The 12671-nt window shown below is 40.4% G+C and carries 14 protein-coding genes, 2 pseudogenes and 1 riboswitch; of the genes and pseudogenes, 8 read left to right on the top strand and 8 right to left on the bottom strand.

Features of this window, described 5'->3' with window-relative positions; all coding sequences use genetic code 11:
* The first annotated feature begins 38 nt into the window (after nucleotides 1-38).
* A riboswitch (FMN riboswitch) is annotated at nucleotides 39-220 on the top strand.
* A 224-nt stretch (nucleotides 221-444) separates the two neighbouring features.
* The 5 genes from ribB to VOI46_RS09640 all read left to right on the top strand — a co-directional run bounded on the left by ribB (nucleotide 445) and on the right by VOI46_RS09640 (nucleotide 4743).
* Nucleotides 445-1098 carry a 3,4-dihydroxy-2-butanone-4-phosphate synthase gene (gene ribB, locus VOI46_RS09660; protein ID WP_004588090.1) on the top strand — a complete coding sequence of 218 codons (654 nt, stop codon included), beginning with the start codon at nucleotides 445-447 and terminating at the stop codon, nucleotides 1096-1098.
* A 189-nt stretch (nucleotides 1099-1287) separates the two neighbouring features.
* On the top strand, nucleotides 1288-1779 hold the full coding sequence (locus tag VOI46_RS09655; RefSeq protein ID WP_289076698.1) for a cupin domain-containing protein: 492 nt from the start codon (nucleotides 1288-1290) through the stop codon (nucleotides 1777-1779).
* 8 nt (nucleotides 1780-1787) lie between these two features.
* Nucleotides 1788-2837 carry an L-dopachrome tautomerase-related protein gene (locus tag VOI46_RS09650; protein WP_282337873.1) on the top strand — a complete coding sequence of 350 codons (1050 nt, stop codon included), beginning with the start codon at nucleotides 1788-1790 and terminating at the stop codon, nucleotides 2835-2837.
* Nucleotides 2838-3261: 424 nt separating this feature from the next.
* Nucleotides 3262-3894 (top strand): glutaredoxin 2, encoded by a 633-nt coding sequence (grxB, locus tag VOI46_RS09645; RefSeq protein WP_004588087.1) that lies wholly within the window; start codon nucleotides 3262-3264, stop codon nucleotides 3892-3894.
* A gap of 264 nt (nucleotides 3895-4158) precedes the next feature.
* Nucleotides 4159-4743, top strand: coding sequence for a class I SAM-dependent methyltransferase (locus VOI46_RS09640; RefSeq protein ID WP_004588086.1), 585 nt, complete (start codon nucleotides 4159-4161; stop codon nucleotides 4741-4743).
* 52 nt (nucleotides 4744-4795) lie between these two features.
* Here the strand turns inward: VOI46_RS09640 and VOI46_RS09635 are convergent, their stop codons facing one another.
* The 4 genes from VOI46_RS09635 to VOI46_RS09620 all read right to left on the bottom strand — a co-directional run bounded on the left by VOI46_RS09635 (nucleotide 4796) and on the right by VOI46_RS09620 (nucleotide 8026).
* On the bottom strand, nucleotides 4796-5449 hold the full coding sequence (locus VOI46_RS09635; protein WP_004588085.1) for a nitroreductase family protein: 654 nt from the start codon (nucleotides 5447-5449) through the stop codon (nucleotides 4796-4798).
* A 78-nt stretch (nucleotides 5450-5527) separates the two neighbouring features.
* A complete protein-coding gene (locus tag VOI46_RS09630; RefSeq protein ID WP_004588084.1) occupies nucleotides 5528-6316 on the bottom strand; it encodes a glycine betaine ABC transporter substrate-binding protein in 789 nt (262 codons plus the stop codon).
* On the bottom strand, nucleotides 6313-6867 hold the full coding sequence (locus VOI46_RS09625) for a thioredoxin family protein (RefSeq protein WP_004588083.1): 555 nt from the start codon (nucleotides 6865-6867) through the stop codon (nucleotides 6313-6315). The genes VOI46_RS09630 and VOI46_RS09625 overlap by 4 nt, the downstream gene beginning before the upstream one ends.
* A 52-nt stretch (nucleotides 6868-6919) precedes the next feature.
* A complete protein-coding gene (locus VOI46_RS09620) occupies nucleotides 6920-8026 on the bottom strand; it encodes an L-dopachrome tautomerase-related protein (protein WP_138725021.1) in 1107 nt (368 codons plus the stop codon).
* A gap of 457 nt (nucleotides 8027-8483) precedes the next feature.
* On the opposite strand from VOI46_RS09620, the pseudogene VOI46_RS09615 reads away from it, so the two are divergent.
* The 3 genes and pseudogenes from VOI46_RS09615 (at nucleotide 8484) to VOI46_RS09605 (ending at nucleotide 9938) form a co-directional block, all read left to right on the top strand.
* A pseudogene (locus VOI46_RS09615) lies at nucleotides 8484-9418 on the top strand (LysR family transcriptional regulator).
* A gap of 13 nt (nucleotides 9419-9431) precedes the next feature.
* Nucleotides 9432-9590 carry a hypothetical protein gene (locus VOI46_RS09610; RefSeq protein ID WP_004589679.1) on the top strand — a complete coding sequence of 53 codons (159 nt, stop codon included), beginning with the start codon at nucleotides 9432-9434 and terminating at the stop codon, nucleotides 9588-9590.
* Nucleotides 9591-9773: 183 nt separating this feature from the next.
* Complete coding sequence (locus tag VOI46_RS09605; protein WP_004589678.1) at nucleotides 9774-9938, top strand: hypothetical protein; 165 nt, start codon at nucleotides 9774-9776, stop codon at nucleotides 9936-9938.
* 45 nt (nucleotides 9939-9983) lie between these two features.
* Here VOI46_RS09605 and VOI46_RS09600 read toward each other — a convergent pair whose 3' ends face one another.
* The 4 genes and pseudogenes from VOI46_RS09600 to VOI46_RS09585 form a co-directional block, all read right to left on the bottom strand.
* Nucleotides 9984-10874, bottom strand: coding sequence for a dienelactone hydrolase family protein (locus VOI46_RS09600; RefSeq protein WP_004589677.1), 891 nt, complete (start codon nucleotides 10872-10874; stop codon nucleotides 9984-9986).
* Between the two features lie 302 nt (nucleotides 10875-11176).
* The gene (locus tag VOI46_RS09595; RefSeq protein ID WP_004589676.1) at nucleotides 11177-11662 is read right to left on the bottom strand and encodes an alpha/beta hydrolase; all 486 of its coding nucleotides are present in this window, start codon (nucleotides 11660-11662) and stop codon (nucleotides 11177-11179) included.
* The gene (locus tag VOI46_RS09590; RefSeq protein ID WP_004589675.1) at nucleotides 11634-11930 is read right to left on the bottom strand and encodes a hypothetical protein; all 297 of its coding nucleotides are present in this window, start codon (nucleotides 11928-11930) and stop codon (nucleotides 11634-11636) included. The genes VOI46_RS09595 and VOI46_RS09590 overlap by 29 nt, the downstream gene beginning before the upstream one ends.
* 417 nt (nucleotides 11931-12347) lie before the next feature.
* A pseudogene (locus VOI46_RS09585) lies at nucleotides 12348-12629 on the bottom strand (SulP family inorganic anion transporter); the annotation flags it as partial.
* Between the last annotated feature and the right edge of the window lie 42 nt (nucleotides 12630-12671).

Here is a 12671-nt window from a genome sequence, read left to right as displayed (position 1 = left end):
CGCGTATAATGCGCAGGCTGTGAACAGATAAGTTCACGGTACATTCTCAGGGCGGGGTGAAATTCCCCACCGGCGGTATGTTTTACTCATTAGTTTTTGAATAAAACGAGCCCGCGAGCGCTTTATTTAATAATCGTTTTTTAATGTATTAAATAAAGGTCAAGCAGATCTGGTGAGATGCCAGAGCCGACGGTTATAGTCCGGATGAAAGAGAATATAGCTTGTAGCGTATGCAAACACGTGGCCTGTGGCTGCGTGTTTAATACCAATTCGCAATAATACTTAATCATTTTGAGCGACACGTTTTTCCAACCTCAAAATAAATCACTTAATTAAGCGGATTGGTATAAGCTGTTTAGTGGCAAAAAGTGCGCAATTTAGTTTGTGTGTTTTGCCATGCCTTTCAGTGTCCTGAATCTATTTATTTTTATGTGGAATATAATAATGATTCAGTCTTTACTTAGCCAATTTGGCGAAAGCCACACCCGCGTAGAAAACGCCATCGCTGCTTTGCAGCAAGGCCAAGGCGTACTTGTTGTTGATGACGAGAACCGCGAAAACGAAGGTGATTTTGTTTTCTCTGCCGAGCATTTAACCACCCAACAAATGGCGGAAATGATCCGCGAAGGCAGCGGAATTGTGTGCCTGTGTATGGGCGATGAGCGTATTAAGCAGCTCGAGCTACCGCAAATGGTAACTCACAACACCAGCCAAAATAATACAGCCTACACAGTCACAATAGAGGCTAAACACGGTGTTACAACCGGCGTATCGGCCGCCGATCGAGTAACAACGATTAAAGCCGCCACTGCCGATAATGCCAAACCCAGTGATTTATCGCGCCCAGGCCATGTATTTGGCTTAAAAGCACAAACAGGTGGGGTTTTAGTTCGCCGCGGCCACACCGAGGCATCTGTTGATTTAATGCAGCTGGCTGGTTTAAAACCGTTTGGGGTTATTTGTGAACTCACTAACCCTGATGGCACCATGGCGCGTTTACCACAGGTAAGTGATTATGCTAATAAACACAGCATGACAGTGGTAACGATTGAAGACTTAGTACAGTACATACAAATGCAAGAATTAAAGGTCAGTTAAGCGTTTTTAAGCATTACCTAAGTAAAACCCAGCTTTATTGCTGGGTTTATATTTTGTAATAAGTAATTAATTACTCGTTTTTATTTGAAAATGTTTCTTGCCTAGGCGGCTTTTTCAAAAATCCTCAGGCTGTAAACTTTGCCTAAATAGTCAGTGCAGCCGCACACAGTTTATTATTTAGGTGAAACTATGAAAATTAACACGCTTTTACTAGCAAGTGCTTTAACAAGCAGTGGCGTATGGGCAGCGCAAAGTAAACTTGAACAGCAAATAACGCCTGCACCCCAAATGGGCATAATGGATAGTTATAATCAGCACATTACCAACGCCCCTTTTTTACTTAATCTCGACAGCCAACCCAAAGAGCAAATGGGCCCATATTTAACACGCCAATATTTTCATGGTACGCAATCAACGTTTGTAAAATGGGTGGCTAAAAAAGGCGGAAAAGTACCGCTTCATAAACACCCTAATGAACAAGTAACGTGGATCATGTCAGGCGAAGCTAAAGTGTTTTCTGGCGGTAAACAATACCTTATGAAAGCGGGTGACATGATGGTGATACCGGCCAATGTACCGCACGAATTTCACTTTACCGAAGATACGGTTGATATTGACTTTTTTGCCCCAGCTAGACAAGACTGGATAGATGGCACAGCTAGTTACATTAAGCAAAAGTAGGGAAAATTATGTTTCTAATTAAATCTAAATTAGGGCTAAGCGCTATAGCCTTGCTAATAAGTGCCTCGGCTTTTGCAAATGACACGGTACCCGCTGAGGTTTACGCACAAACCGACGGTGCTGTGGGCGGTATTACGTATACACAAAACAAGCGCTTTATTTTTAGTTATCACCCTTTTTATAACCCAAAAGTAAAAGTGGGGGAGCTTTTAAAAAGTGGTGATGTGGTGCCATTTCCTAATGCGCAAATGCAAACTCCTTATAAAAGTGATGGCAGCTTAAAAAATCCCGCTAACTATTTAAATTGGGTATTAGGGGTAAGGGCTGATGACAGAGGTAACGTTTGGATACTCGACTCAGGCCAGGCGCAGCCGCGTATTACGCCAAAGCTGATAGCATGGGATGCGCTAAACAATAAGCTTAATAAAATTATTTACTTACCTAGCCCTATATCGGTTGCTCAATCTCAACTTAATGATTTAGCTATATCGAGCAAATACAATACATTGGTGATTGCTGATGAAGGTATTGCGGATGGCGGAAATGGCAAGCAAGCCGCCCTTATTATCGTTAATACTAAAACAGGTAAGAGCCGGCGAGTATTGCAAGGCCACGAAAGTGCATTACCCGATTACACAATGCCAATAATGATTGATGAAGGGACTGATAACCAAAAGCAACTTAATGCCTTTATTGGGGCCGATGGCATTGTGCTTGATAACGCGCAGCAATGGCTTTACTTTGCTCCGCTTAATAAAAAGTATGTTTACCGTATTAAAATGGCCGACATTGCTAACGAGCAATTAACCGATAAACAACTAGGCGAACGAGTAGAGCAATACGCACAAAAACCAGTAAACGGTGGTTTAAGTATTGATGCTGATGATAATTTATATTTAACCATAGTGGGTGAGCGTACTGTGAGCGTTATTGATGCCAAAACACGTACGTACCGTGATTACACGTACGATAAAAACATGATTTGGCCAGATGGTGTAAGCATTGGACCAGAGGGTTACATGTACACCGGCGCTGCGCAATTGCCGCTTTCGGCATAACTTAATAACGGTAATGCTCAAAATAAAGCACCTTATTATATATTTAGATTTAAACCTTTAGCTGAGGGCGTAATAGGGCGCTAACTATAATGTGTAAATTAAGCACGCCTTTATGGCGTGTTTTTTATTTTATTTACTACTTATACCAATCCGCATTAACGCTTAATCATTTTCAGGGGCTAAACGTGTCGCTATCTGCGTTAAAAAATTCTCATTTAGAACGACTAAATAGCGAATTTTTTGCCTTGCTATCAACACGTTTATCCATCCTCAAAATAGATCACTTAATTATGCGGACTGGTATTAAAGCGTGATTATCAATTTTTACAAGATAAAGTTTCAACCTAAATGCGGTTTTTCTGCGCTGACTATTTGGGTATCTTACGGGCATAGGTACTTAACCCGCTTTAGGCTTTAATTAATTATGAAACTATACAGTTACTCTCATTGTCTTTATTGTGCGCGTGTTAAATATGTAGCAGGTAAATTAGGCATTAAGCTTGATGACGTTGTACTTGATTACGACGACACTGAAACACCAACAAAACTAATCGGTAAAAAAATGGTACCTATTCTTGAAAAAGATGACGGCACTGTTATGAGTGAAAGTAACGAAATCATTAGCCTGTTTATTGAACTTGCTGGTTCTAGCGAATCAAACAAGCCAACGCAAGGGGCTATTGAGTGGCAAGATGGCTCGTTTGCGCCTTTATTGCAAATTGGTTTGCCGCGCTGGCCATTACTGGATTTAAAAGAGTTTAAAACAGAATCTAGCCGCATAGCGGGGGAAGATAACAAGCAATCGACAGAGCTTAACTTTGTAAACCTAATAGCATCAACCTCCGAGATAGTTTTACAAGTAAATGAATTTTTAATTGGCACCGAAAAGCAGCTCAATATTAATAATGGTAAAACGTCATTAAGCTTGCTTGATAGCGCTATTTATTTTTCTATATTACGCGGTTTATATTGCGAGCCAACCATTACCTGGCCAGAGCAATTAAACCAATGGATGAACTATCAGGCATTAGAATCTCATGTGCCGTTATTAAGATAGCGAATACTGAAAAAGTTTTAACAGCCAGTACGACTCCCTTCGTATTGCCTTCTTTTGGCCGGTGACCTCGTCACTGGCTTTTTTTATTTAGCTCTGAAAATCACCCCTTTTAATCCAGCACTTAGCAGTGTGCGTGAGCATGGCTGAGTAGTATATTAACAACATTAAAAAATTAGTTACCTATTTACACTACATATTATTAGTGGAATTATTAAGCAGGCTTATTCAACGCTATGAATACGCAAAATAATACCAGGAGCTATTATGTGGGATGAAAGGTATAACACTCAGCAATACGCTTATGGCAAACAGCCAAACGATTTTTTAGCCGAGCACTATAAGCAATTACCTAAAGGTAATGTCATTAGCTTAGCCGAAGGTGAGGGACGAAATGCGGTATTTTTAGCAAAAATGGGTTACAGCGTTACCGCGGTTGATGGCTCAAAAGTAGGGCTTGAAAAAGCGGCAAAGCTTGCCAAAGAGCACAAGGTAAACATTGAGCTCGTACACGCCGATTTAGCGAAGTTTGATTTTGGAAAAGAAAAATGGGATGCAGTAGTGTCTATTTATTGCCCTTTGCCAAGTGCTGTGCGTTCAGCGGTATATAAGCGCGCTGTTAAAGGTTTAAAGCCAGGTGGGGTGTTTTTACTTGAGGCCTATACGCCTGAGCAAGTAAATTATAATACCGGAGGCGGCCCAAGTGTCGATACTAAAACCTCAAAAAGCGACTTACAAGATGACTTAACCGAGCTTAGCTTTATACATTTAGAAGAATTAAAGCGAGAAGTGTTTGAAGGCACATACCACACGGGTTTAGCGTCGGTACTGCAAGCTATTGCTAAAAAATAAAATGAATATCAAAGCTTAGCACTCATTGGCGCTAAGCTTTTTTAATAGGTTTTTATAAAACCTGAATAACTTGCTCTTTTGCTAAGCGAGATTTAGGTAACTTAGCGTTATAATCTTCAGTGCCATCGTGGTAGCCAAGTACCAATGCTACATCACAAATATAGCCATCGAGCTCTTGCTCAAACACTTCACCAATAAGCTGTGCATCTACACCTTCCATAGGTGTCGAATCAACGCCTAAGCGTGCTGCGGCGTGCATTGTGTTGCCCAGGGCAATGTAAGTTTGCGCTTTGGTCCACATTGCATTGTTGCCTTGCTCATCGGTATTCATATCAACAAAAGCAAACGCGCCAAATGCTTGTTCGCGGTTTTCACTTTGAGTACGGCCATTTTTAATGTCTGCATCAATGACTTGTGCATAGTCATCACGTTTATATTTAGGGTTGTAAGCAAATAAAATAACGTGCGATGCAGTTTTAATATGCGGCTGATTAAATTGAAATTTATTAGCAAACGTCGAGTGCATACGCTCTTTAGCTTCGTCTGATTCAATAACAATAAATTTCCACGGCTGCGAGTTAATAGATGAAGGAGAAAGACGCATAGCTTCGTAAATTACATCTAGATCATCTTGAGGAATACGCTTGGTTGTGTAGCGTTTAGTTGTATAACGTTTTTCTAAATCATTAATAATTGGATGGGTCATGGTTATCTCCGTTAAGTGGCTATTTTAGCCAAGTAGTGTCTATATTGAGCCTTTTAAAAAAAAACAAAGCACAAATTACTATTTAATTGGATTGTTATTAAGCCAATTACGCGTTACGTCATCGAGTGGTTGTAAGTTTTTGCATACTTTATAGTCAAGCTCGGCAATGATCTCATTTGAAAAGCGTAATTTATCAAGGGTGTTTAACTGTGCTTGGTTAAACAGCGCTTGTTTATCTTCTCTTAGGAGTAAAACAGCTCTATCAACAACGCCTAGTAACCCTTGTGGTTCTTTAAGCTCACGTATTGTGTGCTTGTAATGCAAAAATTGTGGCTTCCATAACGGCACTACGCACCAGGTTTGGGTGGCCACGACGTTTTCAAACGCGCTAAAACAGTCATGCTCTGTGCCGGTTAAAAACTCATACCCTGCGCTCGTCAGCCCATACTCTTTCATCATATTAATAGAAAAACGGGTAATACCAGCACCGGCATTAATGCCCTGAATTGTTTTTTGCATTTTTGAAAGCACATCAGGCTTTAGCAAATCACTAATTTCGTTTACTGCACTTTGCGGTACGTAATCTGGTACGCCCCAGTGTGCATAAGGCTCATAATGTAAGCCAAGCTCAACGAGTGGCATAACTTGTTCAACATCGGCTTTATAAACACCGTGGCTTGAAGGCAGCCATGCTGAGGCGAGTAAATCTACTTCACCAGATTTAAGGTTTTTAAAGTTATCTCGATGCGGCGCATAAATACGCTCAACGGTAAAGCCCATATCAGTTAAAACATGGCTCACTAAAGAGGCCGTAACATGGTGAAACGATAAATCGGTTACGCCCAATTTTAAATGTACTGTACTCATAATGAATTACTCCATTTTATAGAGCAGCCCATGCTGGGTGTTTGCTGCTCAGGACCTTTGCCTGTGGCCGCAATTTGGCGCATGGCATTAACTAACTCAGGAGTGCGATGTGCATCGTTATTCATTTTTGCATCGTCTAAGCGGCCACGGTATTGCAGTGCCCCGTGTTTATTGAAACCAAAAAAATCAGGCGTGCAAACCGCGCCATACTGTTTGCCTACGCGTTGGTTTTCATCAACAAGGTAGGGAAACAAAAAGCCGTGCTGCTTAGCAAATTTTTCCATATTAGCTGGGGAGTCAGCAGGGACGCTTTTATAGTCGTTCGACATAATAGCTAACACATTTATACCTTCGTTTATTAATAACGCGGTATCTTCGCTTAAGCGCCTTGCAACACGTTGCACATAAGGGCAATGGTTACAAATAAACATGATTAATAAGGCGTTTTCGCCTAGGTTGTCGGCTAAGGTAAAAGGCTCGCCTTGCGGGGTTTTTAACGTAAAGTTGGGCGCTTGCCAGCCAAAGTCACAAATAGGGGTATCCAGTAGCATAACTTAACTCCTAAAAAGCCAGCGGGTATGGCTGGCTTATAAAAATAATTAATTATTTTTGATTAAAGCGAAAACGCGTTAATACGTAAGGTGGCTTTGCATTACCAAAGCCTTGGCTAAATGCAGGGTGCTGGTGGAGCTGATCTTGTGTTACATAAATCCAACCATTGCTCACTGCTAGGCTATCAGGCCATGATAATCGTTTGTCTTGAACAATTATTTCGTAGTGGCCTTTAGTCGTTAAGCCAATGGCATTGTTTTCAAGGTCGGTTACTAAAATACCGCCACCTGGCGCGTAGGTCATGCCATCGCTTGGGTTTTTAGGGCCAAACACTTCAATGCTTTTTGCTTTTTTAGCATCTGAATACGTGCTATCAGCGAGCGTTTTTGCCGGAATACGGTAAACACTTGTGCCTGTAAATGCGCCAAAGTATACCCATTCATTTTTATCATCAATGGTAATTGGGTTTAAACCAAAACGTAGGTTTGTTGTTTCACCTTTTGCTGATTTAGATGCAACAGGAGAGGCTTCGATGACAATATCGCGTTCCTCTGGCATTAGCTTAGCATTGCCCTCAAGTACACGCGTTGATTCGCCGGTTTTTAAATCAACAACAATAAACGCAGGTTTAGTGGCGCCCATAAAGTTACCAAAAGACATATCGGCAATGTAAATTTTGTCGTTACGTTCATCAATAACAAAGTCTTGTAAAAACGAGTTATCAAGTACAGCGTCTTTATTTAATTCAATGGTATTAACTAAGGTATTGGCAACGCTGTCCCAAGCTATAAGTTTTGGGGCTACTTGCTCGCTGCCCATGTCTAAAATCCACACCACACCTTTGCTGTCGCTATGCACGCCAATTACGGCTGCAAGGCCTACTTTGCCAAGCTCGGGGCCGTCAGCCCAATCTTCGTTAGGGAAAGGTTGTTGAGCACCGTTTGCCATAATTTCAACTACTCGCGTTTTTGGTGCATCAAGCGGGTGCATGCTTACAATCATTCGCCCTGCAGGTGTTATAGTTATACCTGCGCCGCGATATTTATTAAAAGTAGTCACCGTTTCAAGGGGGCCAACGTCTGCTGCATAGGCGCTTGAAAAAGCACTTGCGGCTAATGACAGGGTTGCTATTGCTAAAGTGGTTTTTAATCGTTTCATACTGTGATACCCGTTATGCTAAAAAATAGAGTAAAGCGATTTAAATAGCCTAAATGACTTCGCTTGCGTTGAGGTGAATAATAGGTGAGAATTTTTGTGCGATAAACAGGGTAATAATTGAATCTTTATCAAATAATATTGGTTAATTAAAAGGGCGAGCGCTTGCTTTAAACAAATTTTCTTTTTAAACATACTATTACTGCCCAAAAGCTGGGTTTACTAATAAACGCCTTAAAAGATTGTCCTAATTTAATAAATAATGGTTAGTGACTAGCTGTTGGGTACAGTGTAATATTTGCCTTTATATTGATAAACCGCGCAATAGATAAGCATTGTCAAATATAAATAGACAATAAATCACTTTTTGATTGCTCAATACACTGTAAGCAAACCTAAAGCGCTTAATTTTGCCAAAAATAATAATTAAATTATTAAGTTGATAATGGATTAATACACAATGCTTTTAGAAGACTTACAGGTAATTTTAAAAGTGGCAGAGTTTAAAAGTATTACTGCTGCAGCATCAAATTTAGATATGCGCACCGCCACAGCAAGTGCTGCTGTTAAAAGGGTAGAGCAGGCTTTAGGTTTTGAACTATTTATACGCACCACTCGCCATTTAAGGCTTTCTGCAGCCGGCGAGCGTTACATTCCGCAATGCCAGCAAGCATTGGCAATGCTTGAACAAGCCAAAATACACTTAAAAGCGATGACGATATAATTGATGGCGAGCTGCGTATTGCGCTTTCTTCTGATTTAGGGCGCAACATTGTGATCCCCTGGCTTGACGAGTTCATGCAAACCCACACTCAGCTCAGCTTGCGCGCCAATATAAGCGACAGTAATATCGACTTTTATCGTGACTCGGTCGACATTGCACTGCGTTATGGTAAACCTAACGATGCCAGCATGTACGGTTTTAAAATTTGCGATGTACCGAGTATTTTATGCGCAGCACAAAGCTACCTTGATACACATGGCACGCCTGCTCATCCACATGATTTAACAGAACATAAAGGGCTGTTTTATCAACTGCAAGATATAATTAAAGATGTATGGGTATTTAGCGATGCCAGCGAAGAGTTTAAAGTAAAATTGCACGGTGGCCATGCGGCTAACGATGGCGATTTAGTAAGGCGCTGGTGTGTGTCGGGCAAGGGGCTGGCGGTTAAATCGTGCTTAGATATGTCTAATGAATTACTTGCCGGTAATGTCATAAGTGTTATGCCAAACTTTAAACCCACGCCTACAGAGCTTTGGTTGGTGTGCCCAAGTAGGCAGTCAATCACTCCGGCGGTGCGCTTACTTCGCGATGCCTTTAGAGAAAAAAGCGCCAGTATTTTAAAAGCCCTTATTGCAAAAGGGATTATTGATAAAAGCGTGCTTGGCTAATGAAGGACTGATAATGCAAGTTGATGATATTAGAGTGTTTGTGCCGTGTAAGAATTATCAGCAATCGTGCGACTTTTATCAGGCGCTTGGCTTTACTATTGAGCCTGCATCAGCTGATTTAAGTATTGCAACATCAGGTGAATGTAGTTTGTTTTTATACCAATCGTGTTAAGTTATTAGGCATTTATAGCGACAGATAAATAGCGTGATAACAAGGCATAAATATCGACATGTAGTTGTTCTACATAAGAAATTTATAACGCTGTTAGCGCTCTATTTAGCACGATAGAATGATTAAATATTTAAGTCGATTGGTATTAATCGTTACTACAACCAAGAATTTGCTGAAAATTTAATGCTGCAATTGTGCGTATTAAACATAAACGAAGCCTTTAACACTATTAGTAAGTTAACTCACTTTGATATTCGCTTTGAAGGGATAAAACAAGAGCCGTGGGGTAAAGTGATTTATTTATGGGGACCATCTGGTGAGCTTTTACACATTACAGAGCTCAATTAACTTAAAAAATGCCACCCATTTTAAGCAGGTGGCATTACCTTATTATTAACTTAGTTTTTCATTAAAAAACGCTAAGGTACGCTGCCAAGCAAGTTCTGCTTTTTGCTCATCATAACGCCCAGTAGAGTCGTTATGAAAACCATGATTAGCGCCTTCGTACATGTGCATAGTGTACTCAACATTGTTAGCTTTTAAGCTTTTTTCATAATCAGGCCATGTAGCGTTAACGCGATTATCAAGCTCACCTAATTGAATCATTAAAGGCGCTTTAATATTTTTGTGCAGTGACTCACTGGCAGGTGTGCCATAAAAGGGCACGCCCGCGCTCAGTAAGTCACTCTCAACCGCTGCTAAGTAATTAACAATGTAACCACCAAAACAAAAGCCTACAGCTCCCAGTTTGCCGTTACTATTAGAATGATTTTTTAAAAAGTGAGCCCCAGCTACAAAGTCGTTTTGAATTTTAGCTCTGTCCATGGTTTTTTGCATGGCGCGGCCTTCATCGTCATTGCCTGGGTAGCCACCAAGCGCGAAGAGTGCGTCGGGTGCAAAGGCAATAAAGCCTTTTTTGGCTAAGCGCCTGGCTACATCTTTAATATATGGGTTTAAACCACGGTTTTCGTGAATAACTAATACAACCGGCAGTTTACCTTCAATTTTGCTAGGTACTGCTAAGTAGCCTTTGCCTTTACCATGCCCGTTTGGCGAATCAAATTCTTCGTAGGTGGCTTTAATATCATCATCGTTAAATGATACTTGCTCTGCAAACGCATAATTAGGTAGCAGTGCACTGGTTAGTACGGTCATTGAAAAACCAAGGGCAGCTAATCCACCTAGTTTTTTCATAAATGTACGTCGGTCCATTAAACCGTGGGCGTATTCGTCGTACCAATCAAAGGCTTCTTGCGGGATATTATCTGATTGCGGGGTATTCATGGCTGCTCCTTAACTTTATTATGTATATTTATTATTTAAATACCATAACGTATTAGGGATAAAAAACGAGCAATATTTTTCTCAATTATTAGGACTGTTGAAGTTATCCATCAAGCAAGCAAAGGAGCACATTCCTTTGTTGTGTGGAAATTAAAGAAACCATTTCAATGTGATTTAAATCTTTTACCTCATACATGCTCACTTTTGAGTTGTTAAGAGTAAGCAACCTATTATATGGACTCACTTTGTCTGCATTACTTGAAAAGATGTAAGTTTGCCTAGCATGCGGGGTCTTATTTAGATTATTTAATATTGAGTTTAGTTAGAGGTACTTCACTTTTTTCAATTATCTTAGCCGCGACTTCGTTTAAATAATCATCGCCTAATAGTTTGCTATAAATAGGGTGTGATAAGTTAGCAATTGTGGTTAGTGCGGCCTCAAAATTAATCATTGGGGCATAAAGTATATGCTTACTAATGTTCAGCTTAGATGCAAACTCAACTCCCGCAATTGCGCCCATTGAGTAACTAATTAAGGAAATATCAGTGTAGTTTTCTTTATTTACATAATTGACTAGCACATCAAGCGAGTTTAAACCAAATCTAAACTTCTCGTATTGATTACTTGCAGGCATCACTATCACATTTTTTCCAGTGACATGGCTAAGCCATCTTGCTTGCATGGTGTAAATCAAGCTGTCTACGCCATACCCTGGAAAGATGATTAAAAGCCCGCTATTTTGGCTGTTTGGTAAATTATCAAGTAAGTTGGTATTCAAAAACCTCATCTTCAGTGCTTCCTCCAACAATCAAACTTAACGAAAGTGTATTGCCATCGAGTAGGTAGCTTTCGATATCCTTAGGTGAGATAAACCTAAAATCAAGACAATCTACTTCGCTGCTACAGTAATGGGTTCGTACTCCAGATAAAGCGATAGAGCTCTCAAATTCTTTAGGGAAAACTTTCTGCGGAGGCTTAGTTATTTGATAAGCAATATAGCTCTGGCACCCACTTAAAAAAATAACTAAAGAAATAATCAGTATGTATAAGCGCATTAAAGTCCCTTTAATTTTCAAGCAAAAATTTTTTGATTAATTAATGCCTGACTTCCCTTCATCTTCGCCTATCAAAAAGTCGAGCCCCACAAAGGCGAACGATATAGCAATGAAGCCAAATAGCATTAAGTTACGGTTATTCTTTTTAAACCAAGTGTGGTTAACACAGCAAAAACAATAAATAGAATAAGTTGTACAAGTGGCATAGTTACATCCTTTTATGCGTGGGTCTCCATATACGTGCCTAACTTACCAGCTTAAAATAATTTAAACAATTGACTTAAAAATAAAAAGCTCGGGAAATTCCGAGCTTTTTTAGTGAGTTACCAAAGTGACGTGTTACGCCATAGCGTCGTTGGCTACAGGGTATTTAGGGTCTTCAACAATGTTAACCTCAACTAAATCACCGGCTTTTTGTAATACCACGGCGGCCAACAAGTACTCGAGCCCAAACATAATAATAAAGGCGGTGGTGACTACAGCCATAGAGCCAGCAGCACCCGAAATCATACCAGGGCGGCCGCCAAACACGGCGGTAATAAAGCCAACAAAAAACGAGCCATAAAGCCCCATCATTGGGTCAATTCCCGCTACAAAGGTAAACGCAACGGCTTCGGGAATGAGCGTAAGCACAGCGGTTAAGCCCGCTAATACATCATTTTTTAAATTATCGCTGCGTTTGCTTATTAAATCAAACATAGGGTTCCTTAGGGTGCATAAATAAACTAGATGCCATAGCGC

The organism is Pseudoalteromonas sp. CuT4-3, from assembly GCF_035666335.1.
GTDB classification, from domain to species: domain Bacteria; phylum Pseudomonadota; class Gammaproteobacteria; order Enterobacterales; family Alteromonadaceae; genus Pseudoalteromonas; species Pseudoalteromonas atlantica.
Note: the sequence above shows the minus strand (reverse complement) of the source record. Positions and strands in the feature narration are given on the sequence as shown.

Excerpts from the sequence above, each read along its gene's own strand:
- VOI46_RS09605 (WP_004589678.1), top strand. The coding sequence starts at position 9,774 with ATGCTGCAATTGTGCGTATTAAACATAAACGAAGCCTTTAACACTATT.
- ribB (WP_004588090.1), top strand. The coding sequence starts at position 445 with ATGATTCAGTCTTTACTTAGCCAATTTGGCGAAAGCCACACCCGCGTA.
- VOI46_RS09595 (WP_004589676.1), bottom strand. The coding sequence starts at position 11,662 with ATGAGGTTTTTGAATACCAACTTACTTGATAATTTACCAAACAGCCAA.
- VOI46_RS09630 (WP_004588084.1), bottom strand. The coding sequence starts at position 6,316 with ATGAGTACAGTACATTTAAAATTGGGCGTAACCGATTTATCGTTTCAC.
- VOI46_RS09625 (WP_004588083.1), bottom strand. The coding sequence starts at position 6,867 with ATGCTACTGGATACCCCTATTTGTGACTTTGGCTGGCAAGCGCCCAAC.
- VOI46_RS09590 (WP_004589675.1), bottom strand. The coding sequence starts at position 11,930 with ATGCGCTTATACATACTGATTATTTCTTTAGTTATTTTTTTAAGTGGG.
- VOI46_RS09635 (WP_004588085.1), bottom strand. The coding sequence starts at position 5,449 with ATGACCCATCCAATTATTAATGATTTAGAAAAACGTTATACAACTAAA.
- VOI46_RS09620 (WP_138725021.1), bottom strand. The coding sequence starts at position 8,026 with ATGAAACGATTAAAAACCACTTTAGCAATAGCAACCCTGTCATTAGCC.
- VOI46_RS09655 (WP_289076698.1), top strand. The coding sequence starts at position 1,288 with ATGAAAATTAACACGCTTTTACTAGCAAGTGCTTTAACAAGCAGTGGC.
- grxB (WP_004588087.1), top strand. The coding sequence starts at position 3,262 with ATGAAACTATACAGTTACTCTCATTGTCTTTATTGTGCGCGTGTTAAA.
- VOI46_RS09640 (WP_004588086.1), top strand. The coding sequence starts at position 4,159 with ATGTGGGATGAAAGGTATAACACTCAGCAATACGCTTATGGCAAACAG.
- VOI46_RS09650 (WP_282337873.1), top strand. The coding sequence starts at position 1,788 with ATGTTTCTAATTAAATCTAAATTAGGGCTAAGCGCTATAGCCTTGCTA.
- VOI46_RS09600 (WP_004589677.1), bottom strand. The coding sequence starts at position 10,874 with ATGAATACCCCGCAATCAGATAATATCCCGCAAGAAGCCTTTGATTGG.
- VOI46_RS09610 (WP_004589679.1), top strand. The coding sequence starts at position 9,432 with ATGCAAGTTGATGATATTAGAGTGTTTGTGCCGTGTAAGAATTATCAG.